20 protein-coding genes are annotated in these 25365 nt (G+C 72.4%); 3 read left to right on the plus strand and 17 right to left on the minus strand.

The annotated features are described in order from the left end of the window. Positions 1 to 118: 118 nt before the first annotated feature. Complete coding sequence (locus tag OXG55_13315; GenBank protein MCY4104217.1) at positions 119 to 331, plus strand: hypothetical protein; 213 nt, start codon at positions 119 to 121, stop codon at positions 329 to 331. A 105-nt stretch (positions 332 to 436) separates the two neighbouring features. On the opposite strand, the gene OXG55_13320 is transcribed toward OXG55_13315, so the two are convergent. From OXG55_13320 to OXG55_13390, 15 genes are all read right to left on the minus strand, one after another. Beyond that, on the minus strand, positions 437 to 772 hold the full coding sequence (locus OXG55_13320; protein MCY4104218.1) for a hypothetical protein: 336 nt from the start codon (positions 770 to 772) through the stop codon (positions 437 to 439). A 153-nt stretch (positions 773 to 925) separates the two neighbouring features. After that, the gene (locus OXG55_13325) at positions 926 to 3412 is read right to left on the minus strand and encodes a hypothetical protein (protein MCY4104219.1); all 2487 of its coding nucleotides are present in this window, start codon (positions 3410 to 3412) and stop codon (positions 926 to 928) included. Between the two features lie 23 nt (positions 3413 to 3435). Further along, the gene (locus OXG55_13330; protein MCY4104220.1) at positions 3436 to 4416 is read right to left on the minus strand and encodes a hypothetical protein; all 981 of its coding nucleotides are present in this window, start codon (positions 4414 to 4416) and stop codon (positions 3436 to 3438) included. A 360-nt stretch (positions 4417 to 4776) separates the two neighbouring features. Beyond that, positions 4777 to 5544: an ABC transporter ATP-binding protein gene (locus tag OXG55_13335; protein MCY4104221.1), complete on the minus strand. Its 768-nt coding sequence runs from the start codon at positions 5542 to 5544 to the stop codon at positions 4777 to 4779. A 349-nt stretch (positions 5545 to 5893) separates the two neighbouring features. Then, positions 5894 to 6769: an ABC transporter permease subunit gene (locus OXG55_13340; protein ID MCY4104222.1), complete on the minus strand. Its 876-nt coding sequence runs from the start codon at positions 6767 to 6769 to the stop codon at positions 5894 to 5896. A gap of 5 nt (positions 6770 to 6774) precedes the next feature. Continuing rightward, a complete protein-coding gene (locus tag OXG55_13345) occupies positions 6775 to 7620 on the minus strand; it encodes an ABC transporter permease subunit (GenBank protein MCY4104223.1) in 846 nt (281 codons plus the stop codon). A gap of 2 nt (positions 7621 to 7622) precedes the next feature. After that, entirely contained in the window at positions 7623 to 8885 is a 1263-nt protein-coding gene (locus OXG55_13350; protein MCY4104224.1) for a hypothetical protein, read from the minus strand. Between the two features lie 12 nt (positions 8886 to 8897). Next, a complete protein-coding gene (locus OXG55_13355; GenBank protein MCY4104225.1) occupies positions 8898 to 10451 on the minus strand; it encodes a hypothetical protein in 1554 nt (517 codons plus the stop codon). 41 nt (positions 10452 to 10492) lie between these two features. Further along, complete coding sequence (locus OXG55_13360) at positions 10493 to 13639, minus strand: hypothetical protein (GenBank protein ID MCY4104226.1); 3147 nt, start codon at positions 13637 to 13639, stop codon at positions 10493 to 10495. A gap of 52 nt (positions 13640 to 13691) precedes the next feature. Then, a complete protein-coding gene (locus tag OXG55_13365; GenBank protein ID MCY4104227.1) occupies positions 13692 to 14165 on the minus strand; it encodes a hypothetical protein in 474 nt (157 codons plus the stop codon). 2 nt (positions 14166 to 14167) lie between these two features. Next, the gene (locus tag OXG55_13370; protein MCY4104228.1) at positions 14168 to 14797 is read right to left on the minus strand and encodes a hypothetical protein; all 630 of its coding nucleotides are present in this window, start codon (positions 14795 to 14797) and stop codon (positions 14168 to 14170) included. 64 nt (positions 14798 to 14861) lie between these two features. Beyond that, entirely contained in the window at positions 14862 to 15386 is a 525-nt protein-coding gene (locus OXG55_13375; protein MCY4104229.1) for a hypothetical protein, read from the minus strand. Further along, positions 15383 to 15991, minus strand: coding sequence for a TIR domain-containing protein (locus OXG55_13380; GenBank protein ID MCY4104230.1), 609 nt, complete (start codon positions 15989 to 15991; stop codon positions 15383 to 15385). The genes OXG55_13375 and OXG55_13380 overlap by 4 nt, the downstream gene beginning before the upstream one ends. Before the next feature lie 41 nt (positions 15992 to 16032). After that, complete coding sequence (locus OXG55_13385; protein MCY4104231.1) at positions 16033 to 17436, minus strand: ammonium transporter; 1404 nt, start codon at positions 17434 to 17436, stop codon at positions 16033 to 16035. Between the two features lie 118 nt (positions 17437 to 17554). Further along, a complete protein-coding gene (locus OXG55_13390) occupies positions 17555 to 18298 on the minus strand; it encodes a glycosyltransferase family 2 protein (protein ID MCY4104232.1) in 744 nt (247 codons plus the stop codon). Between the two features lie 322 nt (positions 18299 to 18620). On the opposite strand from OXG55_13390, the gene OXG55_13395 reads away from it, so the two are divergent. After that, positions 18621 to 20360 (plus strand): hypothetical protein, encoded by a 1740-nt coding sequence (locus OXG55_13395; GenBank protein MCY4104233.1) that lies wholly within the window; start codon positions 18621 to 18623, stop codon positions 20358 to 20360. Then, a complete protein-coding gene (locus OXG55_13400) occupies positions 20350 to 21516 on the plus strand; it encodes a hypothetical protein (protein MCY4104234.1) in 1167 nt (388 codons plus the stop codon). The genes OXG55_13395 and OXG55_13400 overlap by 11 nt, the downstream gene beginning before the upstream one ends. Positions 21517 to 21878: 362 nt before the next feature. Here OXG55_13400 and OXG55_13405 read toward each other — a convergent pair whose 3' ends face one another. Beyond that, positions 21879 to 24626 (minus strand): hypothetical protein, encoded by a 2748-nt coding sequence (locus OXG55_13405; protein MCY4104235.1) that lies wholly within the window; start codon positions 24624 to 24626, stop codon positions 21879 to 21881. 559 nt (positions 24627 to 25185) lie between these two features. Beyond that, positions 25186 to 25365, minus strand: a 180-nt coding sequence (locus OXG55_13410; GenBank protein MCY4104236.1) for a hypothetical protein, incomplete at its 5' end; no start/stop codon positions are given.

The raw sequence follows: 25365 nt of genomic DNA on the forward strand, positions 1-25365 counted from the left end.
CCTGCTCGAGCCATCACACTTGTGTACTTTCAATCATGGCATTACATTGTCTCAATCAAAATCGCGCTGTAGTATGCACTCACGCGCTAGTTCGTTGTCGTCGACTGAGGAACCCACCATGAACCTGTCAGCACGGAGACTCCGCGCTCGCAGCGCTCGGCGGTCGTCGCCTAGAACGCCGCCCCCCCATGTGGTCGAGGAGTTCGAGCGGGCACAGGAGATGATCAGCCAACAGATCGCGGATGGCACACTTGGCGACGACGCGCTGGATAGGGAAGAACTCGCCGAGAAGTTCAACACGTCGTTGGGGTACGACAAGTTCACCGCGTGACCCGATGGGGTATTGGCGGTGGACGAACACGGGCGTTCTTGATGGGTGGGCAAACCGCAAGAGCCTGAGAGAATGCGACGTCCTCTACGACGCGATGTGGAACGCTCAGGACACGCCGAAGACGATGCGCCAGGCGAACCTGTGTCTTTGGATTGGCCAGGGAATCATCGCGTGATCAGCACGCCGGTCGCTGATATTTACTTCACGATCATTGAGGGCGAAGAGACTCCAGGGCGCGGGTTCTTGTTTCTCGTGGCTATTGACGACCTTGACTGACGGTACCGACGATGATCGGGCATTGAGCGTGATGGTTGTGGCGGCCAAAACTCCAAATCTCAGCATCCTGCTAGTGTCCTGAGCCGGAAGTTCGCCGGAGGTGTCCGGCGAGGTCAGCAAGCCTCTCAACAGCGGTTTCGCGCCAAGGCGAACGGTTGACGCCACACCATATCCTCATGAACTTGGAACTCAGGACACTAGACGATGCCTCCACGATCTCGGGGGGACCCTAGCCAGCACGACGCGGCGGCGCGGGGCGGCGTGAGTGCAGGTTCGACGTGGAGGTGAAGACGCGGCGGTGGGCGCGGGGGCGCGGGGCTACCGGTTGGAGGTGCGCGACCCGACCCGGATCTCGTGCACCTCGATACCGATCGGCGGGGAGTGGGAGTCGGCGCGCACGGTTCGCCGCACGCCGCAATTGGCGATGCGCAGATCGGTGGCCGGGCACCTGTACTGCTGGCCCGCATCCTTGGTGTACAGCCACTCGTCGTCACGGTCGGTATACGCCTGGGTCCAGATGTACGGATTGTTCTGTCCTTGTTGCAGGCCCAGATCCGCCCAATCCAGCCCTTTCTTCTGCAACTCGGCCACGTTGTCGGGATCGGGCGACTGGAGATACGTGAGCAATTCTCCACCGAGCGTATCCGGAACAACCCCAACCGGCGGCGGCCATGCCCTGAAGAAGGACATCTCCGCCATCCTCCAAGTCCCGTCGGCTACCGCCGCGAAATAGCCGGGCCGCGGCGGCTCCCAACGGCACCAGTAGATGTCCTCGCTGTGACAGTCGACTTCCTCGCTCAGAGCGGCGGAGGGGCTCACCGACTCGTAGTGCTGCTGCTCGGCGGGAGACAGGTCGGCCCACCACTCGTCCCACCGGTCCGCCGGCCCGTCTCCGAACAGATTCCGCATCGTCGTGCGGTCCGCAGCCACGTCGGCTCGCAGCTCCCGGATCGTCAGCTTGAACCGAGGCCGCCCCTCGATCAGGCACTCCCTCCCACGGGCCGACTCCACGAATTCGCTCACACTGCCGTATTCGCTGTTGAGATCCATCTCGGGCCAGACCCGGATGAACAAGTCGTCGCCGTGCGGGTCGTCGTCGGGGTCGTCGTCGCCGTCGCCGTACCTCAGGTACTGCTTCGTCTCTATCTCGACCCTGTATATGACGTACCGGCGGCCGTAAATGTCGGGCTTCTTACGGACTATTGCACGGTGCCGTGGGGCGAGCTGGCTCGGCACGTCCTCGACCCGCAGCACCACCGGGGCGCCGACGATGGCCAGCCCGGACTCGTGGCCGGACGTCCAAGTCAGCCTGCCCGTCGGGGTGCCGGCGCTGCAGTCCCCCAGCCGCGGCAGGTTGTCGAACAAATGATCCGTGCTCGTGTCGGGCTCGTCGTGGAAACCGAGGCACTCCGACGAGCCCGACCCCGACGCGAACGGCAGGACCACGCATTCAGCCACCGGCTCGCATCCCTCCTCCCGGGCCTTGTCGGCTTTCTTCTTTTGGTCAGTTCTGGCCGCCTTTTTGGCCGCATCGGCGGCCGCGGGGTCTTTCTCGACGCGGTCGGCGCGGTCGCGCGCGCGGGCGTAGTCGGCCTGGAGTTTCTCGCAGCGGATCGTCGCCGCGACGGTGTGGCAGCCGCCCGCCGCGGTGGCCCGCTTGAGGCATCGGGCCACCGTCGGGGCGCATTCGCCGGGCGGAGGGTTGCCGGGGCCCTGGCAGACCGCCTTGAGGTGGCTGAGGCGGAACTCGCACCAGTAGGCGGCGGACGGCCCGGAGAGCGTGTTGTCTTTCAGTCCCGTCTTGCTTTGTTTCCCGGTCTTGTATTTGTCGCACGGCTGCTGCGCCGGGTCGAGGGCGTAGTCGTCGCCCACGTACTCCTCGCAGTCGGCGGCGACGAGGTCGGGCGCGCCGGGCCCGCAGGCGGGGTGCGACGCGCCTGCGGGGCGCGTCGGCGGCGGCTGGTAGCACCGGTTGAACTCGTTGCGCGGCAGGTACCCCGTGGGGCACGTCCAGGTGCGGCGCGTCACCACCTTGCAGCTCGCCGAGTCGACCCGGTTCAGCCCAGCCGGGCAGCGCGGCGTGGTGAGCAGCCGGCACATCTGCCAGTAGACGGAGGGGCCGTTGTGAATGACGGCGTCGCCGTTGCCGTCGAGGACGGGGTTGCCGTCGCCGTCGAGGACGGGATCGCCGCCGCCGTAGCGCAGCTCCATGTCGTGTTCCATCACCACGTAGCCGGTTTGCGCGGCACAATCGTCGTACGCGGTCGCGGTCGGGGGCGACTCCTCGAGGATCCGCTCCTCGCAGAAATGCGGATACCTGCGAATCGGGGCGCCGTGGTGGTCCTGCTGCAGTAAGGGATATTGCTGTGGGGAATATCCGGTGACCGACGCCACCATGAAGTCTCCGGTCACCGGGCTCCGCGGACAGGCATCGACCACCTGTTGGCACTCGCGATCCTTGTCGTCGGTGTCGTCGTCGCCGTCGGAGTCGTGCACCGTATAGCCCGAGGGGCACGGGTCGAGGTGGCCGGAGGTGATCGTGGCGCCCTGCGCCAGCACGGCGGCGTCGCCCGGGCCGCCCAGGGACTCCGGCCCGACGCCCACCGGGGCCAGCACGCCGGCGAGAACCAGGGCCGCGCCGGCGAGCGCCCGCGCCGTACCCCGGGCGCCCCGCCCGGCTCGCCCCGGCGACAGGGCGCGGCTCGGCGCGGCTCGGCGCGTTCGGGCGGCGGTCACGAGCGCCAGTCCCGCAGGCACACGTCGGAGCCGCCGGACGGCGGCCACGAGCGCCAGTCCCGCAGGCACACGTCGGAGCCGCCGGGCGGCGGTCACGAGCGCCAGTCCCGGGGGCACTCGTCGGGGCCGCCGGGCGGCGGGTCGTCGCACAGTTCGGCGGCGGTGACGGTGCGATCGACGGGGCTCCACAGCAGGCCCTCCGCCGCCCACTGCTGCGCCCGCCGGCGCCACCCGGCCGCCCAGGCGTCCAACTCGTCGCACGCCCCCGCGGACCGGTGCGCCACCTCGCCCACCCGGTAGGAGACGTCGGCGGCGGCGTCCTCGAGGCCGCGGGACAGTTCCAGGAGGTACGCCGCCAGCGTGACCGGGGCCGGCTCGCCGCCCGAGCGATCGTCGCCCGGGGCGTCGGGGGCGTCATCGGGGCCATCGGGGGCGCCAGCCCGGGCGTCGGGGGCGTCGGTCGGGCCGTCGGGGGTGCCAGAGCGGGCGTCGAGGGAACCACCGGGCGCGGCGCACGCCACGGCCACGACGGCGCCGGGGCTCGCCGCCACGACCCGCACCTCAGCGGGCACGGCGGCCGCCGGCGCGGCGCGGCCTCCGGTGCGCAGCAGGCCGGCCAGCGACTCCAGCGCGGCGCGGCGCCGAGGGTCGACGGTGGCGACGGCGACGCAGAGCTGCGCCGCCGGGGTGGGGGCGGCGAAGGCCCGCCCCAGCAGGTGCTCGTAGCGCATCACCGACAGGGCGGCCGCGGCGAGGGGATCGCCGAGGACCGCCGGGGCGGCGTCGGCGGCCGGGCTCGCCACGGCGTCGAGGGCCCAGTCGCTGCCGCAGACCTCCGGCGGGAAGGCCCAGTCGAGGTCCGGCGACCACACCGGCAGGTAGCGGGCGCGCAGCTCGCCCAGCGGCGTGGCGGGGTCGGCGTCCGGGTCCAACGGTGGCAGGGTCGCGACCGGCGCCTGCTCCACGACCGGGCCGGCCGGTGCCGCGGCGCGGGCCGCCACCGGCGCAGGCTCGACGGTCGCGGCCGGCGAACCGCCGCCGCACGCCCAGCCCAGCGCGGCCAGGACGGACACCGCGGCACCGAAGCGGACCACTGGGGCGCGGCGGCCCGGGCGGCCTAGGTGTGCGCTGCGCAATCAACGCCGAGCGCCGTCGGATCCGCCGCCCTTGGATTCCGGCCTACGCCGGAATGACGAGGGGGAAAGCCGGAACGACGAGGGGGAGAGCCGGAACGACGGATCGTGTGGCCCGCCGCCCCTGGATTCCGGCCTACGCCGGAATGACGAGGGGGAGAGCCGGAAGGACGGATCGTGTGGCCCGCCGCCGCTGCGGGGCGCCCAGGAGCCGCCGCCCCTGGATTCCGGCCTACGCCGGAACGACGAGGGGGAGAGCCGGAACGACGGATCGCGGGCCGGCGGCATCGCCCAGCAGTCCTAGCGGCCGTCGGCGCCGAAGCGGACCGCCGCGCCCATGGCGTCGAAGCGGCGCAGCACCTCGTCCTGCATGTCGCGCACGGCGGGGTCGCCGTGGCGGCGCGGGCGGGGCAGGCCGACGGGGATGTCGTCGTAGGCCACGCCGCCGGGCCGCAGCATGACGATGCGGTCGGCCAGCTCCACCGCCTCGGTCACGTCGTGGGTGACGAACAGGGCGGTCTTGCGGGCCTGCAGCCAGATGCGCGCCAGGTAGTCCCGCAGCGTCCGGCCGGTGAGGGCGTCGAGGTGGCTGAACGGCTCGTCCAGCAGCAGCACGTCGGGGTTCACGAGGAACGCCCGGGCGATGCCGACGCGCTGCTGCATGCCCCCCGAGAGCTGGCTGGGGTACAGGTCGGCCACGTCGCTGAGGCCCACCATCTGCAGGTAGAACTCGGCCTCGCGCCGCGAGCGGTCCGACTTGCGGTCCTGCACGTACAGCATGTTGTCCACGACGGTGCGCCACGGCAGCAGGCGGGGCTCCTGGAACACGTAGCCCACCCGGGCGGGCACACCCTCCTGCAGGGCGCGCACCGAGCCCGAGGTGGGCCGCTCGACGCCGGCGACGATGTTCAGCAGCGTGGTCTTGCCGCTGCCGGAGGGTCCGAGGACGGCCACGAAGACGTTGCCGCTGACCGACATGCTGAGCCCGCCGAGTGCCTGCACCTGCCTGGGGTTGTTGAGCGTCGGCGGGTAGACCTTGGTGAGGCCCTCTATGAGTACGGTCGCCATGTCATCCCTCCGGGGCTAGGGAACTGCTGAGTGATCCACCGGCAGCGCCGGTCGGGCGGCAAGTCCTGGATTCCGGCCTGCGCCGGAACGACGGGTCGGGGCGTCGAGGGAACTGCTGAGTGATCCACCGGCAGCGCCGGTCGGGCGGCAAGTCCTGGATTCCGGCCTGCGCCGGAACGACGGGTCGGGGCGTCTCGGTGGTCGAGGGGACTGGATTCCGGCCTTCGCCGGCATGACGGAGCGGCGGGCAGCCAGCCGGGCGGTCACTGCTCCTCCGCGAAGGTGAACGTGGGCTGCCGGTTCCACTGGAAGGCGCGCCGCTCCAGCGGAGCGGCGGCCGTGCGGGCGGTCACTGCTCCTCCGCGAAGGTGAGCGTGGGCTGCCGGTTCCACTGGAAGGCGCGCCGCTCCAGCGGGCTCAACGCCAGCCGGTCGAGCAGCGTGATGAGGATCACGAACAGGAAGATCCAGCCCACGAAGCCGGGATAGCGCAGCGCGTCGTACCAGAAGCGGGCGCGCCAGCCCACCCCGGAGGCAGCGCCGAACCATTCGGCGATCAGCAGGCTGTTCCACCCGGTCATGAAGGCGAGCCGGAGCCCGGTGAAGGCGCTCGGGAGGCTCCCGCCGAACAGCAGGTGGTGCAGCCGCCGCCCGAACGGCACGCCGAACGACCGGGACATCAGGACGAGGCCCGGGTCGACGTTGCGCACACCGGCGCTGACGCTCACCGCCATGAACGGCACGACGGTGAGGATCACCGCCAGGATGGGGCCCCACGCCGAGAACCCGAACCACAGCGCGGCCAGGAACGCCCAGACGACCGCCGGCAGGGCCAGCAGCACCAGCACTGTGTCGTTGAACAGCCCCCGGGCCCATCGGACCGAGCCTATGAGCAGCCCCAGCACCGTGCCGACGGGAACGCCGACGACGAGACCGACGGCGTAGCGCTGCAGGCTGTCCGCCAGGGGCACCCAGAACTCGCCGGCGAGCACGCCGCCGTGCGAACCGCCGGACATCTCGGTGATCATGAACCGCGCGATCTCGTCGATGCCGGGCACCCGCGCGTTGGCCCACGCGATCCACTGCCAGATCAGCAGCAGCGCGCCGAGGGCCAGCAGACCGATGAGCCAGGGCCGTCGCAGCAGGCCCCGCACCTTCAGCGGAACCTCGCCAGCGGGCCGGGCGTCGAGCCGCCCGAACGCGCCGAGACCCTGCGGGGCGCCCATGTCGCTCACAGCGCCGCCCCCATGCCCGGTGAGCGCCAGCGCGAGAGCCGGCGCTCGATCTGGCGGAAGAACACGCTCTCGATCAGCAGCATGATCACGATGAACAGCAACGCCCAGGCGAGCATGCCGCGGACGTCGTACCTCTCGAAGCTGCGCCGGATCTGGAGGCCGATGCCCTCGACGGAGGCGAAGATCTCCGTCAGGAGTGCCATGCGCCAGGCCACGGCGAACGCCAGGCGGACGCCGCCGAACACCGAGAGCAGCGACGAGGGGATGAGAACGCCGCCGATGATCTGGGCGCGGGTGCGGCCGAAGGACTCGCTCATCACGATCAGGCGACGGTCCACGCCGGTGAGCCCGTGGGCGAGGTTCATCGTGATGTACGGCGTCGCCACGATCATGGCGTTGACGACGGGGCCCATCGGTGAGATGCCGAGCACGATCAGCGACAGGATGGCGAAGCTCACGGTGGGCACGCCCACGACGAGCCGCAGGACGCTGCCGAGGAGCTGCCGCCACCACCGGCTGTAGGCGATCAGCAGGCCCAGGCCGACGCTCAGCAGCAACGCCAGCAGGAAGCCCGCCACGGCCCGCAGGATGCTGGCCCGGAAGTTGCCGCCGAACTCCTGCCGGGTGAGCACCTCCCACGCCTCGACGGCCACGACGTGGGGCTCCGGCAGCTGCCGGGGCGTCAGGACGTACCGGGACACGAGGTACCACACGCCGACGAACGCCGCCCATCCGACCACGACGCTGAGGCGGAAGCCCCAGCGAGCCAGGACGGCCCGCCGCAGTTCCCTGACCGAGTGATCGGAGACAGCCTCGGGTGTGAACGGCGCGGCGGCGGACACGGCTAACCCTCCGCCTCGTGCTCGTGCATCGACTCGTCCTCGTCCTCCTCGTGGTCGTCCGCCTCGTCCTCGTCCGCCTCGTGCTCGTCCGCCTCGTGCTCGTGCGCCTCGTGGTCGTGCTCGTCCGCCTCGTGGTCGTCCGCCTCGTGGTCGTGCATCGATCCGTCGGGGCCGTGGAAGTCGTGGAGGTGGGGACGGGCGGCGTCGGCGGGCAGGAGGCCGAGATCCTGCAGGCGGTCGAGCGCGTAGTAATGCATCTCGGCCTCCTGCGGTGTGATGTGGACGAACGGCACGATCCAGTCGTTCGTCGCGATGTAGTCGGCCAGCCAGGCGACCTCGGCCTCGGTCTCGGCGGCGAAGAGATGCGGGTAGTCGGCCACGATACGCGCACTGTCGCGCTTCCAGGCAGCCACACCCTCGTCCCAGAGGCCGAGGATGACCTCGACCGCCTGCAGGTTGGCGTCGTGCCACACGGCGTCCACCACGAAGGCGTCGGCGATGATCCCCATCTCCTGCTCGAATTGCTCGCCACCGAAGATAGTGCCCGTGTAGACCTCCGCGGCCGACCGGCCGTCGTAGAGCGCGCGCAACCGCCGGTCGGCGAGGAGCGGCGCAGCGGAGTCGGGCGTGCAGATGCAGGCATCGACATCGCCGCGCATCACGAGGTCGGCGAGGCCTGCAGGGTCGACGGTCACGAGATCGAAGTCGGCGCCGTCGAGGGCGAAGTCGAGGCCGTAGCGGACATCGGCGATGAGCCCCCACAGCAGCGTCGAGCTGAGCGAACTCTCCACGGCGATGCGCCGCTCCAGGAGATCCTCGAGGTTCTCGGCCCGCGAGGTGCGCCGCACGGCCAGGATCGTGCGGTCGGTGGTGTACTTGCCGATGACGACCGGCGCCCGCTCGGGCTGCTCCACGAACTTCGGCACGTCGAGGGCATTGATCAGCACCACGTCGGCGTGGCCGCCGGCGAAGGCGGCGAACTGGTCGAACGGATGGCTGACCTCGAAGCGCACGTTGTGGTCCCGCTCCCAGGCGGCGCGGGTGCCGGAGTCCTCCAGCCACTGCCAGATGGGGTCGGGCGACAGGGCCATGCGTATGACCGTCGGCGCCGCCCGTGCGGGCTCGTCGCCCACCCCGGCGACAGTGGCGCCGGCGGACAGGCTGGAGACGCCCCCTTCCCCGCTGCCGGCGCAGGCCGAGGCCGCACCCAGCACCGCCACGACGGCGAGCGCCACCCGCCGGCGCAGGTGTCCTCCGGCCTTCACACGGGGCTCCGATCAGCCCTCGCCGGCGGCCGTCGCCGGCTCGAACCAGCCAGTCAGGGGGCGCATGCATCCCCACTCGTTCAGCACGCAGTCCGGGTCGGCGCCGAGCACCCGGAAGCCGTCGGAGCCGTACGAGTCGCCGGCGCCGAACCGCACTCTCTGGCCGTGCGCGGCCCGGTAGTCGGTCCGGCGCAGCTCGGCCAGGAACGCCTCGCGGGTCAGCGGTCCGTCCACCCGCGAGGCGGCGCCGAAGATGACGTCGAGATAGTCGCAGCTGGCGGTCATCAGACTCCAGGCGTCGGTGTGGTACCGGTGGGAGAACGGCTCGGCGGCCGTGCCGGTGTTGCGCAGGCTGAGACATCCCCGGTCGAGACCTTCGATGGGGTCGTCGGCGGCCCGGCGCGAACTGACCTGCGCCAGGTTGAGTGCCTGCGCCGGCGGTGCGTCGCTGAGCACGACCAGCGAGATGTGCGAATCGTTGGTCACCCAGCGGGGGCGCCAGCCGATCGCCTCGGCGGCCCGCATGAGGTTCCGCACGGCATCCCAGGAGGCCGTCGCCACCACGGTGTCGACGCCGGCGGCGCGCATGGCCTCGGCGGTTCCGAGGAAGTGCGCCCGCAACCGTGCGAGCAGGTCACCCATGTCGGGGGGCAGAGCCAGGGCAGCGTCGGCGAACGCCGCGTCGTCGGGCCCGAAGAGTCGGCCGCCGAGGCTCCGGAAACGCTCCTCGATCACGACCACGGCGGTGCCGAAGAGGTCGGCCGGCACATCGGCGGAGGCGGTCACATCGAGAGCGAGATCCGCGGCCACCTGCGCGAAGGCCGCCTGCAGCGACGCCGCCGAAACGTCGTCGGAATAGAGCAGACCTACTCTGTCGCCCCTGTCGAGCACACCGGCGCCGGTGGCGGTGCGCAGCCCGTTCTCCAGCAGGAACTCCAGCGACCCGTGATCGACGAGCAGCAGCCCGTCCGCCTGGTCGAAGAGCGCCTCGGGGAACTGGCTGTACAGGCCGATCGTCGGGATCTGCGCGGCGATGGTCGTGCAGCCCGCAATGGCGTCGTTGAGCCCGAAACCGAACATCACGAGAGGCTGCTGCTGAGGCAGTTCGGCGCAGATGGCGCCGATCTCGGCGGCCGGATCGGTGAAGCCGTACTCGTAGAAATCAAGCTCGAAGCAAGTACCGCCGACGCCGCCGAAGCTGTTGACCCGGTTGATGTAGGCGTCGAAGGTGCGGTCGAAGGAGTCGAAGACGAGGGCGCCGAGCCCCACCTCGTCGAGCCGGTCGATATCGGGGGTCACCACGGCGATCTTGGCGGTCGCTCCTGTGCCCTGCCCGCCGCCTGCGGGACAAGGCCTGCTAGCCCGCAGAACGCCGCCCGCGGTGCTGATTCCCTCGCCGGGCCGCGAGGAGAGGGCCGCGGCATCCGCGACCTCGCCGGCGGCCGTCACGGCGGCGGCCACCGGCGTCGTCTCGGAGCCGTCACCGCCCGAGCAGGCGGCCGCGACGACGCTCACGACGCCGACGGCCGCCGCGGAGAGCAGGTGGCGCCGGTGACGCGTCGCCATGGACGCGCGCGTGACCGGCACTGTCCGGCTGTGTGGCGGCACTAGGGCCTCGGATTGGGGGACGGGGCTTCGGCGGCCTCGCTGAGGAGATGAGCAAGTTCGGGCCTCATTGCCTGGGTTGCGGTGATGTTGACGGCGATGGGGTGGACGACGGCCCGGTGACGCTCGTCTACCTGGATCCGCCAGGGCCAGCGGGCGGCCGGGGACGACGTGGCTCCGACGAGCACGAGCCGTGAGCCGGGACTGGTGGCGACCTGCCCGGCGCGCTGGAAGAGGATGTCGTTGCCCGGTCCGACGACGAGGACGTCGAGGGGGGCGTCGCCCCCGGCGGGCGCCGGGGTGAGCGCCGTGGCGAGCAGGTGCTCGAGTTGCGGCGAGTCGAAGCCGATGGCGTGGATGCGCTCCCAGCCCGGCCCGCCCGGGGCGCTGACGCCGACGGTGATGATGCGGACGTTCCCGGCCAGCGGCGACGAGCCGAGCATCTCGACGACCGAACCGAGGAGGCCGGCGGAGGCGTCGGCCGGTCCCGAGACCGCCAGACAGCCGATCTCCTCGAGGTTCAGCAGCAGCGGACCCTCGGCCGTGTCGCCCACGGGCACGAGGGCGGGGCACAGCGACGGGCCCGCGCCGGCGGCGTCGAGATGCTCGAGGGTGACGTCCCTGCGCAGCTCCAGCACGTAGCCGCCGGAAGCCGCCTGCCAACCCTCGGGCGCCTCGGCGGGCTGATCCAACAGGACCTCGAAGCCGTAGGCGCCCGTCCGCACGCACACGACGCGGGGCTTGGGCTTGAACTGGGCGACGGTGACGGCCCGGAGCTGGCGCATGGCCGCCTCGATGAGGCGCAGGGAGTCCATGCGGGCGGTCTGCTGGAGCGACACCTCCAAGGGGTGAGGCACCGACTCGGCGGTTCTGGGGCGACGGCGACGCAGCCTGCCGAGCTGCCACAGCAGCATGGCGTCACCGACGGCCGTGCCGGCGAACGCACGCCTCGTGGCGGTGGCCGCGGCGACCTGCTCGACGGGCAGTTCCGCGGACGCTGCGGCGCCCGTGAGCGACGGCATGAATTCGGGCGGCGCGCTGTCCGCCGCGGCTTCGAGCGATTCGGGGGGTCCGACCGGCCCGGGGTCGGGCGTTCCCGGCACCGGTCCGTAGCCCGGTGCGGGGGCACCGGGCGGCTGATAGGGCGCGCCGGGGACCTCGTAGGCGGGCGGCGGGGGCGGCGGCTCGAAGGCAGGCGGCGGGGGCTCGACGGGCGCGGGCGGGGGCTCAGGCGGAGGTGGGGGCTCGTAGGCAGGCGGGGGCGGCGCGGGCGGGGGCTCATAGGTCGGCGGCGGCTCGACTGGTGGCTCGACAGGCGCCGGGGGAGGCTCGAAGGCCGGCGGCGGCGCGTCGAAGGCAGGCGGCGACGGCTCGGGCGGCGGCTCGACCGGCGGCTCGACCGGTGGCACCGGCGGGGCTTCGTAGGCGGGCGGCGGAGGCTCGATCGGCGGCTCGACTGGTGGCACCGGCGGGGCTTCGTAGGCGGGCGGCGGAGGCTCGCCGGGCGCGGGCGGGGCCTCGTAGGCCGGCGGGGGCTCGACTGGTGGCTCGACAGGCGCCGGGGCCTCGAAAGCAGGCATCGGCGGCTCGGCCACCACGGGAGGGGCTCCGGCGTCCACCGGTGGCGCCCCTTCGGCAGTGTCGGCGGGCGGCGCCGCTGCTTCGGGCCCGGCGAGCGGCGGCTCCACCGGCGGCATCTCGGCAGCGGGCCCGGCGGACACCGGCTCCACCGGCGGCATCTCGGCAGCGGGCCCGGCGGACACCGGCTCCACCGGCGGCATCTCGGCAGCGGGCCCGGCGGACACCGGCTCCACCGGCGGCGCCCCGTCGGCAGTGTCGGCGGCTGCCACCGCGGGTTCGGGCTCGGCGGCCGGCACCGCCGCGGCGTCCACCGACGGCTCGGCAGCCGCAGCCGGGGCGGCAACAGGCGGGATCTCGACAGCAGGCCCGGCGAGCGGCGGCTCCACCGGCGGCATCTCGACAGCGGGCTCGGCGGGCGCCTCGACGGCAGGCCCGGCGGGCGGCTCGGGCGGGGGCCGCATGGCGGCAGGGATGGGCGGCTCGGCGGGGGCCGCGGCGGCTTCGCCGATCGCCGCGGGCGGCGACGGTCCCTCCTCGAGGTGGTGGGCGCCGCTGGTGAGGCCGCGCCAGAACGGCACGACCTCATCAGGCGACGGCTCCCGGCCCCAGGCGGCGAAGAGGAACTTCTCCGCCAGGGTCCAGAGGTAGACGGGGTCGGGCTTGCCCCACGGCAACGGATCGCCGGGAAGGGCGATCGAACTGCCGATGGGCAGCACGCTGTCCGGCCCGGAGTCGGCGATTCCCGGATACCCGGCGTTGAGCGAGCGGAGTTCCTGCCAGCGCGACGGCGTGTTGAGGAACTGCGCGGCGATGCTGCGCAGCGTGTCGTCGGCACGGGTCATGTAGTAGGCCCGGATCGGGATGATCATGGGCGGCTCGACGGCCGGCGCCGGCTCGGCGTCGTGCACGAACGGACGCTGCGCTGCCGCTTCGTCCGGCGGCGCGGGCGCCGGCCCGGTGTCGTCCGCCGCCGGCGGCGCGGCGTCCTCGTCGACCGCGTCCTCGGTTGCGGCGTCCTCGTCGACCCCCTCGGCCGCCAAGTCCTCCTCGGCCGGCACGGCGTCCTCGGCCGGCAGGTCCGCCTCGGGCTGAAGTTCGCCGGGGTGGGGCGGCGCAGCGACGCCGGCCGGCGGATCTCCGACCGCGGCCGGCAGATCATCCTCGGCCGGCACGGCGTCCTCGGGCTGAGCCTCGCCGGGGTAAGCAGGCGCCGCGACGGCGGCGTCCGGCTCGTGGTAGGTCACGGCGTCCGGCGCGGCGGCGGGCGGCGCCGTCAGCGGTGCCGCGCCCATGGCCGGGGCCGTCCCCGCCATCGGCGGCGGCGTCGCCGGGGGGATCGCCCCGTAGGTGCGCGCCTCGCCGGCGTAGGCCTCGTCGACGGGGGGCGTGCCGTCGGAGACGGGCTCCTCGAAGATCGGCGGCACCTGGTGGTACCAGGCTTCGGTCTCCGGTCGGGCGCGGCCTCGCCCCCGCCGGCGGCCTCGCCCCCGCCGGCGGCCCGCCGCCGGCTCACCCTGGTCACCGGTGACCGACGGCTCGGGGCTCTCGCTCCGCTTCCTCCGCCTCATGAGCGGACGATTGTACCAGCACGCGGGCGCACCTCATCCGCGCGACCGGGACTCAGAGGGGGCACGGACCGAGGTAGTCGATCGGGCTGCGCGACCCGTCGGCCAGGACGAGGTACGCCTCCGCGGCGCCGACCGCTTCGATGATTTGGCGATCCCGCGCCAGCCCCAGCACCGAGCGGTAGAGGTAGTTGCTGACGACGGTCACCTCGACCGCGTAGCCGCGGCATTTGATGGCGCCGACGGCGATGGGCTCTCCGTAGATCAGGGGCCGCCCCTCTTCGGCCCAGAAGGTCGCGTCGATGCGCCCCTGCGCGGCCTCGCGGGCGTCGTCGAACGTGCCGCCGGCGGCGATCGTCGCCGCGGCCACGCGGGCGGCCTCGTTGGCGGCGCGCGCCGCGTCGGCGCGGGCGGCGTTCAGCCGCGGGCCGTCGTAGGCGATCGCCCCCAGCAGCAGCAGCGCGGTGGCGATCACGGCGATGAACGGCGCGTACACGCCCCGCTCGTCGTCGCGCAGCCGGCGGCTCATCCTTACGAGCGCGGCCGGTAGGGTTCGATCACGGCGACCCCCTCGACGCTCCGGGATGGCGTGACCGGGAGTTCGAACCCTCCGAGTCGAGCATCATCCGGCGGCACCTGGCACGTGAGGTGGATGTGGACGGTGCCACCGAGCGGGACCGCCGTTTTGTCAAATTCGCTATAGGGGACGGGTTTGCCATCGCGGTCGGAGACGGCGATGGCGTGACCGCTGAGGGCGAAGCTGAGGGCGAAGACGAGATCGCCCTCGAGGTTCAGGAAGACGACCCGGCTGTCGCCGATGAAGTCGTTGTTGCAGCGGACGCGATTCGCCGCGGCGGCGTCCTCGGCCGCCGCGAGCGCGGCGCGCGCCACCTCGCCGGCGCCGTTGGGGCCCCCGACGTAGCGGCAGCACAGCGCGGCGGTGCGGGCGGCGCGGTCGGCGGTGCTCTGCAGCGTCTGATCGATCAGACCCGAACCCGAGAGCATGGAGATCGAGATGATCACGAGGATCAGCAGGGGGAACATCATCGCCATGCCGATCGCGGCGCCCGACCCGGTGTCGTCGGCCCGGGCGCGACGGCGGGCGCCCCTCGCCGCACCGGCGGCGGTCGCCGTGCCCCGGCGGCCCCGGCGTCTCAGCATCGCCGGACCGCCCTCCAGCCGGCCCGGAGGGCGCGGCCGAACCGGCGGCGCCGGCGGGCGCGTCTCAGCATCGCCAGGCGTCGCCGGCGGTCAGCTGCGAGGCCGGCACGTCGTCCAGCGGTCCGCAGGCCTGTGCGGTCAGCTCCACCCCGCCGAGCAGAGGCGTGAGGGTGCCCCCGAACACCAGCACCGTCACCGTGCCGCGAGCCTCCTCGACGACCACCGCCGGCGGGCGGGTCTCGATGATGGAGCTCTTCGCCGCCGCCATGGCGATCCGCGCCCCCAGCCTGCCCTCGCACACCCGCGGGGTCCGCTTCTCGCCGTCGCACTCCGGCCAATCATCACGATCACCAGGATCGGGCCCGGCGGCCTGCGCCGCGCTCAGCGCCGAGTCGGCCGCCGCCTGCACGGCGGTGCGGGCCATGGCGATCACCACGACGTGCACGCCGATCAGGATCATGAACAGCACGCCCAGGAACAGGATCGCCGCAGGCAGGGCTTCGCCGCGCTCGTCGCCCACCCGCCGGCGACGGGCGGAGGCCGGCCCGCCGCCGGCGGCGGCGGCGGCCGCTGCCCGCGGCGCCCTCACGACTCGTGCGACAGCGGGGAGTCCGTCCTGCGGAGCGGTCTCCGGTTGTCCACCGTCCGGGCCTCGTCGACGCGGGACTTGTCGGCGCGGTCCAGCATCGTGCGCAACGACTCGCGGGTGGCCGGGTAGCTCGCGTAGATCACCGGCGACCTCTCGCTGTCGGCGCCGAAGTGGTTGTCGCGGATCCGGTCCGGGAGCACGGCCCTGTTGCCCATGGAGGGAAGCGGCAGGGCGAGTATCCCGTTCCTCGACCGGACCGGGGTCTCGTGGAGGGACGCCGCCAGCTCCCAGTCCACGAACCTCTGATGCCAGGTCTCCCTGCCCAGGAGCAGGAGCGTGACCGTCGAGTCGCCGAGGATCTCCTCGCGGACCCTGCTCATGATGTAGTGGTCGTCGAGGCTGCCGACGAAGCCGTCCTTCTCGCTCACGCCGATGCAGCGGGGCACGAACTCGGTCCCGTACTGGCGGATGAACGACTCGACGTCGCTGAAGTCGGCGTCGTGGTAGCAGACGAAGCACGTCAGCCTCGTCGGATCGACCCTGCTGGTGGAGATCAGATCCGCCAGACGCTGCATGAGGAACGCGAGGTTCTTCGCTTTGGCCACTCCGCTGTCTCCCTTCCTGGCTGGGTCTACTGCTGTCCCGCCTACTGCGGTCCCTCGTAGGCGCGGGCGTCACGCGGCAGCACGTCGGTGGGGTACGCGCCGATGCCGTGCTCGGTGAGGTCGAGGCCCAGCGCCTCCTCCTGCGCGGTCACCCGCAGCAACCGGAAGCGGCGCAGCAGGGCGAACAGGATACCTGTCGTCACCAGGGTCCACGCCGCCACGATAGCCACCAGGATGACCTGGACGATCAGCTGGTAGCCGTCCCCGCTGTAGAACAGCCCGGCGCCGTCGCGGCCGAGGTAGCCGTCGTCGTAGCGGGCGAAGAGGCCGACGGCCAGCGTGCCCCACAGGCCGCACGCACCGTGCACCGACACGGCGCCCACCGGGTCGTCGATGCCCTGGCTCTCGATGAACGTCATCGAGTAGACGACCAGGACGCCGGCGACCGCACCGGTCACGAGCGCGCCGAGGGTGTTCATCGAGGCGCAGCCCGCGGTGACAGCCACGAGCCCGCCGAGGGTGCCGTTGGCGACGATGGACATGTCCGGCAGCCCCTGCCGGCGCCACACGACCGCGCCGGCGACCACCGTGCCCACCGAGCCCGCCACGACGGTGTTGAGGATCACACGGCTGACCGGGCTGCCGGCCGTGGCGGCGAGCTGCGACCCGGCGTTGAACCCGAACCAGCCCAGCCACAGGATGAACACGCCCAGTATGACCATCGGCACCGCATGGCCCGCGATCGGCCGCGGCGTTCCGTCCGGCGTGTACTTCCCCAGGCGCGGGCCGAGGAGGATCGCGCCCATGAGCCCCGCGCTGCCCCCGGTGACGTGCACCACCGTCGAGCCGGCGAAGTCGCTGAAGACGGCGCCGCCGATGGAGATGTCCGCGATCAGGCCGCCGCCCCAGGTCCAGTGCACGACCGTCGGATAGATGACGGCGCACATCGCCACGCTGAACAGCAGGTACGACCTGAAGCGGGCCCGCTCGGCCATCGCCCCCGAGGCGATGGTGACCGCGGCGGCGGCGAAGACCGCCTGGAACACGAAGAACGTGGCCGTGCTGAGATTCCCGGCGCCGCTGGAGCCCGCCCCCACGAGATCGCGCCCCGCCAGGAAGAACCCTTCGGCCCCCCACAGGGGGTTGCCCGCGCCGAAGGCGATGGCGTACCCGGTGGCCAGGAAGGCCAGGACGCCGACACACATGTCGGAGAGGTTCTTGGCGAGGATGTTGGTGGTGTTCTTCACCCTCGTCAGGCCGGTCTCGAGGAGGGCGAAGCCGGCCTGCATGCAGAACACCAGCACGGCGGCCAGCAGGACCCAGGCGTTGTCGAGCGCCGCCTGCACCGCCGCCGAGGCGTCGTCGGCCTGCGCCGCGGCCGGCGTCGTCATCAGGGCTGTCACCGCGCCCGCCGCGCCGAGAACGATCAACGTGCCGCGCTTCATGCCACTCTCCCTGTGCGCCCGCTCGAACGGGCCACAATGATAGGGCGAACAAACGATGTTCCATCGGGGTTTCTATCGCGGTTCCATCGCGGTTCCATCGCGGTTTCTATCGCGGTTTCTATCGTGCCCGGCGGCGGAGCCGCCCCCCGCCACGCGCCCGGCGTCGGGCCAAGTGTGCGAGTTGGCGGGCGAGGGTGAGCGAGGTGCGCAGGTTCATGTGCGAGGCGCCGCCGGTGCGGGGATGGAACGTGACGGCGGCGTGGGCGACCCGATCCGGCGGCGTGGCGGCGAGCAGGGCCACCAGGAGCTTGTAGCCGCCGGGCGGGCAGCCGGCGGGATCGGCGCCGAGGGCTCGCAGGTCGGCGGTGCGGCAGGCGAACATGCCCGTCAGCGGGTCGGGGGCGGCGACGCCGGTGGCCGCACGCGCCAGCCCGGCGAAGGCCGCCGACCCGACCCGCCGCCACAGACCCCCCAGCGCCCCGCCGAAGCCCGAGCGGAGGCTCGCCGGCGAGCGGGCGCCGCAGACCAGGTCCGCCCGGCCCTCCAGCAGCGGCCCCAGCAGCCGTCCGGCGTCCGCGGGGTCGTGCTGGCCGTCGCCGTCGAGCACCACCGCGATCGGCCCGGCCGCCGCCGCGGCGGCCTCCAGCACCGCGCCGGTGAGCCCCCGGCCCTGCTGGAGGAGGGTCCTGGCCCCCGCTTCGGCGGCCGCTTCGGCCGAACGGTCGGCGGTGCGCGCATCGACGCAAACCACGCACTCGGCGCCGAGGGCTGCCGCCGCGCAGGCCGCGAGGGCGCCGCGGACCACCCGCCCGATCGCCTGCTCCTCGTCCCAAACGGGGATCAGCACGCTCACGTCCGTCACGCTCACCTCCGCCGCCCCGGCGCCCCGGCGGCGGCGAGCCTACCTGCATCACAGCCACGGCCGCCTCCTGCTCCTGACCGCTCCTGATCGAGGTGTCGAGCCGGCGGGGGACCCTCCCGACGGCGGAGGCGGTTGTTCTCCTGTTCTCCGGCCGAGCGCGCGCGGGCTCGGCGCTGATCGTCGCAGTGGCGGACTTGCCGGTTGGGGATAGCCTGACCGCCGCCGCATCGCCGGACCGTTCCGCCGGGGGCCGAGGAGCGCCCGCCGACGTGCCCTGCGAGAACGGCGCCTCCGCCCCGAAGGCCGGCGATCAAGGAGACAAGTGACCCTTCGCTGCAGGATTCTCGCCGTCGGACTGGTCGTGGCCGCCGTCGCCGGCGGGTGCTCGACCGGGCGTTCCGCGTCCCCCCCGATCTCGCCGCTGGCGCCGGCGGCTGCCCCTGGAGAGCCCGACGCGGCGGAGGAGGCGACGGAGGAGACCGACGAGTCGTTGTTCTTCGAAGCGCCGGGGAGCGACGCCGAGGGCCCCCTCGAACTCCTGACGGGGGGGCTGGACGTGGATCTCCTGACCGAGGGACTGGACGTGGCCGCCGGGCTCCAGACCGGCGACGAGGATCCGTTGGATCTGTTCGGTTCGCCCGACGACGGCGCCGCGGCCGCAGACGGGGCCGAACCGCCGCCGGTCGCCCCGGAGCCCCCCGCCGAGGAGCCCGAGTTCGTTCCGGCGGAACTCGAGGCGATCCTGGAGGAACCCGGGGTGCTCCTCGAGCTGCCCGAGGCGGCGCCGGTGGCGTCCGCTGTGGTCTCCGAGGCGCCCGAGGCGGCAGCGGTCGACAGCGTGCCGCGCCGGATCGAGCGCGCCGGCGACCCGCTGGCCGCGGCGGAGGAGTTGGAAGAACTGGCCGGCGACGACGCCGCCGAGGTGCGGCGCGCCGTGGCCCGCAACCCGGCGACGCCGCCGGCGCTCCTGGCGGACCTCCTCGAGGACAGCGACCCCGGCGTGCGCTGGGGGACGGCGGCCAACCCTTCGCTCTGGCCCGAATTCCGCGACCTTCCCGCGCGGGCGATCACGTTGTTCGAGTACGAGGCGCTCAACCCCTACGTTCCCGGGCGGTTCGCCGACCCCGAGCTCGCCGGACTGGGACTGGTCGAGTTGCTGGCGTTGGCACGCACCTGGGAAGAGGTACGCGCCGCGGCCGAAGAGGCCGACGAGGGCGCCGCGGCCGACGAGGGCGAAGAGGAGGAGTCGCCCTACCAGCCCGTCCTGGACTACGTCGACGGCCTCCCCGATCCGCTGGTGCTGTCGCCCGACGCTCCTCTGCCGCGCCGGGCGATCGCCGACAACGCCGCGCCGTGGCCGGCCGTCGTGCCGGTCCTGGTGGCGGACTACGCGGCCCGGCAGTGGGCGGCCGCCGATCCTCAGACACCGCCCGAGCAGCTGCTCGCCCTGGCCGCCGATCCGCGGGGCGACGTGGGCGTGTGGGTCGGCGCCAATCCGGGCGCGCCGCCCGAAGCGCTCGCATTGCTCGCCCCGAGCGGCGACGCCCCGATCCGTCGAGCCGTCTCGGAGAATCCGGCGACGCCGACCTCGATGCTGACGGTGCTCGCCCGCGACGAGGTGGCGGGAATCCGACGGGGCGTGGCCCGGAACCCGACGGCCTCGCCGGAGACCCTCGAAGCGCTCGCCGGCGACGGCGAACAGTACGTGCGCAGCGCGGTCGCCGCCAACGCCGCGGCTCCCGCGGCGGCGCTCGACTCGCTCGCCGACGACGGCAGTCTGCTGGTGCGCCTGGCCGTGGCACAGAACCCGTCGACACCGCCGGGGGCACTGAGGCGCCTCTTCGGCGCCGACGACCCCGGGGTGCGCTGGGCGGCCGCCAACAACCCGTCGCTGCCTCCAGACGCGTTCGGGTCGGCCGGGGATTCCGGCGTCATCGGTCGCCGCGGCGAGCCGATCGATCTGCCGCCCCCGCCGCCGCCCGACGCGGGCGAGGCGCCGGGCACGCCCGCCGGCGGGGCCGCCGGGACCGGTGACGGATCAGGAGAGCCCGATGAGCAGTGACCGCGCCATGACCGCAGGCCCGCGCCGCCGGGGTGACCGCCGGTGCCGGCGCCGGCAGCTCCGGGGTGGCCCGGTGGCGTCGCTCGGAGTCCACATGGTCCTCGGCCTCGTCATGGTCGCGGCCGTCGCCGCCCCGGCCCGCGCCCAGGACGACTCGCCCGACGATGCGCCCGTCGAGGACGGTCGAGTGGAGAACCCCGAGGAGTCGGACTCCGAGCCGCCCGAATGCCCGCCCCGGCCGCCGAGCCCGTTCATGGACGCCGGCCCGTATCCGGACGACTGGTGCCAAGATCCCCGCCACTGGATCGTCGAGGTGGTTTGCGGGCCGCCGCACGCCGGGGCGGGCTCGACGGTGCGTTTCAACGCCGACCCCGATGTCGTGGGGCAGCTGACGCTGGACGACGTCTGCGGCGGCCTCGGTCTCGCCGTCAGTTGCCGTGCGCCCGGGCGCGAGCTGCCCGGAACCGGCGAGCCGCACGAGGAGCCGGTCGGGACGCCCGGTCTCGGCGAGTCGCCGGACGGGGCCGCTGGGGTGCCCGGGACGGCCGAATCACCTGCCGCGGAGACCGGCGGCGGGGCGGTGCCGACACCCTTCGTCGGGGACGGCACGGGTGACGCTTGCGCCCCCCTGTGGCCGCCGGGTGCGTGGTTCTCGTTCACGAGCCGCGATCCCATAAGTGGGTCGACCGCCTCGGAGGGTCGCCACACCGGGCTCTGGCTGGGGCCGCGCCACTGGACGGCCGCCGTGGTTCCGTCGCTCGGGCTCCGCTGCCCCGGCGAGCGCCTCGAGGCGCACGTGCACACCGGCGGCGCTCTGACGCGTGCCTACGGCCACGGGATCCCGGTCGACTACCGGATCGGCGGCAGCGTCCGGTTCCAGGAGTGGGCGGGGTTCGCCGCCGCCACCGCCGGCCCGGGGGTCTCGCTCCCCGCCTGGTTCGCGGACGATTTCGCCGGGTTGCTCGCCGCCAATACCTCCGGGGAGTTCCACTTCCGCCTGTACGGCCCCTATGGCGCAGAGTTCGGGACCGCGGTGTTCGACCTCGCGGCGATCAGCGAGGCGGTACAGCCGATGCGGGAGCACTGCCCGGCGCTACCCCCAGCACCGACCGGCCCGGACTCCGAGGCCGCAGCACCGGGCCAAGAGGAGGGCTGAGCGCCCTCCGACGTAGCGGCCTACGTTGACGGCTTCAACCTCTACTCCGGCCCAGCCGCCGGGCCGCGGAACGTCCTGGAGAGTTGCGCTGTGACGATGGGGCGAGGGATGCGCGGGCTCCTGGCCGGTGGATCATGCCTCAGGAGGAGGCCCGGGTATCGATCCGAGGAGGCCCGGGTATCGATCCGAGGAGGCGGCGGATCGGTTGTCCGGGGGCCTCCGTGGCGGGCCGAGCGTCAGCCCTTGTCGCGGATGGTGACCGTCGCGGTCGGATTGGTGCCGACGGGGACCTTCTTCCGTCAGCCCCTGTCGCGGATGGTGACCGTCGCGGTCGGATTGGTGCCGACGGGGACCTTCTTCCGTCAGCCCCTGTCGCGGATGGTGACCGTCGCGGTCGGATTGGTGCCGGCGGTGACCTTCTTCGGCAGATTCGAGCCGAGCGAGACCCTGAAGGTCTCGTCGTCGGTGTCGCCGTCGACGAAGGTGCTGACGTATCCGGCGGCGGTGAGCGTCCCCTTCCGGATGATGAGGAAGTCGATGTCGCCGTGGTCGCCGGACTCGGCGGTGAGCGAGGTGACCTCCAGCGGGATGACGACGTCGACGTCGAGCGGCAGTCTCAGCGCCACGGCTACGACCGCGCCGCTGCCCTCGGGTACGTATTTCGCGAAGTGGTAGACGTTGACCGTCGTGGTAGTGACCTTGTCGTCGTCGAGAATGCGGAAGTAGTGGTACTTGTAGGCGCCGATGGTGTAGGCGTCGTCGGCCAGAATCTGCAGCGTCGCGTACTCCGTGCGGCGCTCGGCGATGGTGTCGTTCACGAACTTCACGGCGATGGTGGCGCTCGTGCTGCCGGCGGGCACCGTGACCGTCGCGGGACTGCTGGTCACCCCTGTGATGGTGAAATCGCTGCCGAGGGTCGCGTTCTCGCGGAGCAGCTTGTAATGCACCGTGAGGTCGGCGGCCTGCGCCTTGTCGATTGTCACCACGATGCTGTACCCTCCGGCGCTCTCGGCAAAGAAGCCGCCCCCGAGGCTCTGGAACTGGACGACGGGAGGCGGCGGCGGGGGTGGGGTGGCAGGATCGTCGTCGCTGATGGTGACGGTGGCCGTGCCGCTCAGCGTGACCCCGCCGTTGTTGGTGACGCTGTGGCTGGTGTGGGCGTACTTGTCGCTCGTCTCGAGGCCCGGGCGGTTCGTGGCGGTGCTCGGGACAGCGACGGTGACTGCCTCGCTCACGCCGTCGTCGTCGTCCAGGGCGATCAGTTTGATCGTCGCGGAGGTGGCCGAGCCTGCCTTGGTGCCGGCGAACCGCACCCGGTTGCCCGTGAGGGTCACCCCGGCGGGGGTGCCGGATAGTTCGATCCGGAAGTCGTCGCCGAGTTTGCCGCCGCTGAAGGTGAGGGGCACGTCGATGTGCTCGTCGTAGCGGAGCAGCTTGCCGTTCCGGCCCGTCGGAACCACCACCGAGAGCTGCAGCGCCCGGCCGATGGTCACGGTCAGCGTGGCGGCGTCGGTGGCGTCGCCCTCGGCGGCGGTCACATCGGAGGCGGCCAGCGTGACCGTCGTCGGGTCGTCGTCGCCGACGTACAGGGTGTAGTCGGCCACGCTGATGCCGTCGTAGCGGTCGTCGTCGGAAGAGACGCTGTGGCTGAAGGTGACCTGGCGGGGCAACTCGTCGACTTTGTTGTCCGCAGCAGCAGCCGCGTACACCTTGAAGCACTTCCTCCCCCACGCTGTGGGGCTGAACGACAGGGATGCCGCCGTGGCGATGGCCGGCGAGGCGGTGGCCGAGAGCGTCACGCTCGAGTCCGGGGCGTCGCCGAGTGCCGCGCAGTAGTTGAACGGGGTGCCGGCGGTCTCGTCCTCCCACGGGAACAGCCATTCGTCACCGGTGGTCGGGTGTGAGATCACCACCCGGCCCGCGTTCTGCGACTCTTCGGCCGGTTGCGTGTCCTCAGTCTGGGTGTCCTCGGCCTGCGTGTCGTCGGCCTGGGTGTCCTCGGTCTGCGTGTCCTCAGTCTCCTCAGTCTGGGTGTCCTCGGCCTGGGTGTCCTCGGCGGGGGCGTTCTCGGTCTGGGTGTCCTCAGCGGGGGCGTTCTCAGCGGGGGGATCTTCAGCCGGGGGATCCTCGGCGGGAGGATCCTCAGCAGGGGGATCCTCAGCAGGCGGCGGGTCGCTCTGCTGCTGTTGCTGCTGCTGCTGCTGTTGTTGCTGTTGCTGCTGCTGTTGTTGCTGTTGCTGCTGCTGTTGTTGTTGCTGCTGCTGTTGTTGTTGCTGCTGTTGCTGATCCTCGGCCGCTTCTACTGTTTCGTCGTCGTCGCGCACGGTCACCGTTGCGCTCTTGGCGGACTGGTCGATCCAGTAGCCGGCGGCGGGGCGCAGCGTCACCGAGACGCTTCTGTCGCCGTCTGCGACCTCGTTGTCCACGGTGGCGACGGTCATGCTCTTGGTTGTTGCGTTGCGTGCCAGCCGGAGCGAGCGGTTGGTCTTGCCTTCACTGCCGTCGACGCGGAACGCCAGCCGCGGGCGCGCTCCGGGGCCCACCCAGGCGCCGTCGAGCCCCAGCACGAACTTGGCCCGCCTGCCTTCGGTCACCGTCGCGGCGCCCGGCGCCACCGAGACGCTCGCCGTCGGCAGCTGCTCCACGGTGAGGGTGTGCGACCGGTTCTGGACCGTCAGGCCCCCCTTGTTGGCCACGGTGTTGCTGATGAAGATGTGGCTGTCCGCTGTCCGGGCGGACTGCTCCGCCGTCAACGCCTGCTGCGGGACGCTCACGCTGAACGAGTCGTAGTCCACGTCGCCGACCACGCTGATCAGCACCACCGCCTTGCGGGCGCCCTGCTGGAAGATCAGCTTGCCTCTGCCCAGGGTCACGCCCCGCGGCGATCCGCTCAGGGCCACCTCCAGATCGGAGGCCGCCGCCCCGGTGAACACCAACGGGAACATCAACACATCGCCCTTGCCGAGCCGCCGGTTGAGGGTGAGCTTCAGCTTGGCCGGCGTCGCGGTGTCCGCGGTGCCTTCGCGGGCCGAAGCGTCGACGGCCGCGACCGTCAGCACCGTCGGGTTGCTCTGCGCCGCCACGCTCGGCACCAGAACGGTCAGGAACACGGCGCACGCCAGCGATGCGGCCAGCAGCGGCCGGAGGCAGCGGCGCCCCCTCGACGCACCCGCACGCCTGCGGCCGCGGCCGGCACGGGCGTGTGCTCCTGGAGCGGTTGGTTCGGTTGATTCGTGGTACACCGTTGTCATCCACTTTCCGGACTCGTCGGACGAGGCACGTAGGCCGCAAAGATAGCAGCAAGAATCCGATCTGGGCACCACCCCGGCTTTGACCTGCGATCTGACCCGCACCGAACTGCTGCGGAGCACGCGCAGGATCGCACCGGACAGGGCCGTGACGGCCCGGCTGGTTCTGGACAGCCTCGTGCTCGCGGGCCAAACGGCTCCACAGCGGCAACCGCGCGTCCGTCACTCGTAGGGGCTCTACGGCTCAGCGGATGCAGGATCGCGACACTCAAGGTCATTTGTGATGCCGCTGTGCTTGATCCGCCTGTCGGGACCGACGAATTGGTACTTGAGGGCTGTGTCGGGGCACTGACCGGCTGGATTCCGGCGTGCGGCGAAATGATGGGGTGGGGGCGGTCGGTTTGGGCGGCGCCGCCCCCGCTCAGGGGGCCGGACCGTGGCCGAGCCGCCGGCGCAGGGCGGCCAGTTCGGCCTCGGCGGCCTGCCGGGCCGCGGCTTCTGCCCGGGCGCGGCCGTCGGCCGCCTGGGCGCGGTCATCGGCCGCCTGGGCGCGGTCCTCGGCTGCCTGTCGGGCTGAGGCTTCGGCTTTGCGGGCTCGGCG

Source organism: bacterium, assembly GCA_026708055.1.
Lineage (GTDB): Bacteria > Actinomycetota > Acidimicrobiia > Acidimicrobiales > CATQHL01 > VXNF01.

Bases quoted from the DNA above. Each gene is read 5' to 3' on its own strand.
- OXG55_13370 (MCY4104228.1), bottom strand. From the start codon at position 14,797: ATGCTGAGACGCCGGGGCCGCCGGGGCACGGCGACCGCCGCCGGTGCG.
- OXG55_13360 (MCY4104226.1), bottom strand. From the start codon at position 13,639: ATGAGGCGGAGGAAGCGGAGCGAGAGCCCCGAGCCGTCGGTCACCGGT.
- OXG55_13365 (MCY4104227.1), bottom strand. From the start codon at position 14,165: ATGAGCCGCCGGCTGCGCGACGACGAGCGGGGCGTGTACGCGCCGTTC.
- OXG55_13315 (MCY4104217.1), top strand. From the start codon at position 119: ATGAACCTGTCAGCACGGAGACTCCGCGCTCGCAGCGCTCGGCGGTCG.
- OXG55_13335 (MCY4104221.1), bottom strand. From the start codon at position 5,544: ATGGCGACCGTACTCATAGAGGGCCTCACCAAGGTCTACCCGCCGACG.
- OXG55_13385 (MCY4104231.1), bottom strand. From the start codon at position 17,436: ATGAAGCGCGGCACGTTGATCGTTCTCGGCGCGGCGGGCGCGGTGACA.
- OXG55_13400 (MCY4104234.1), top strand. From the start codon at position 20,350: ATGAGCAGTGACCGCGCCATGACCGCAGGCCCGCGCCGCCGGGGTGAC.
- OXG55_13340 (MCY4104222.1), bottom strand. From the start codon at position 6,769: ATGGGCGCCCCGCAGGGTCTCGGCGCGTTCGGGCGGCTCGACGCCCGG.
- OXG55_13355 (MCY4104225.1), bottom strand. From the start codon at position 10,451: ATGGCGACGCGTCACCGGCGCCACCTGCTCTCCGCGGCGGCCGTCGGC.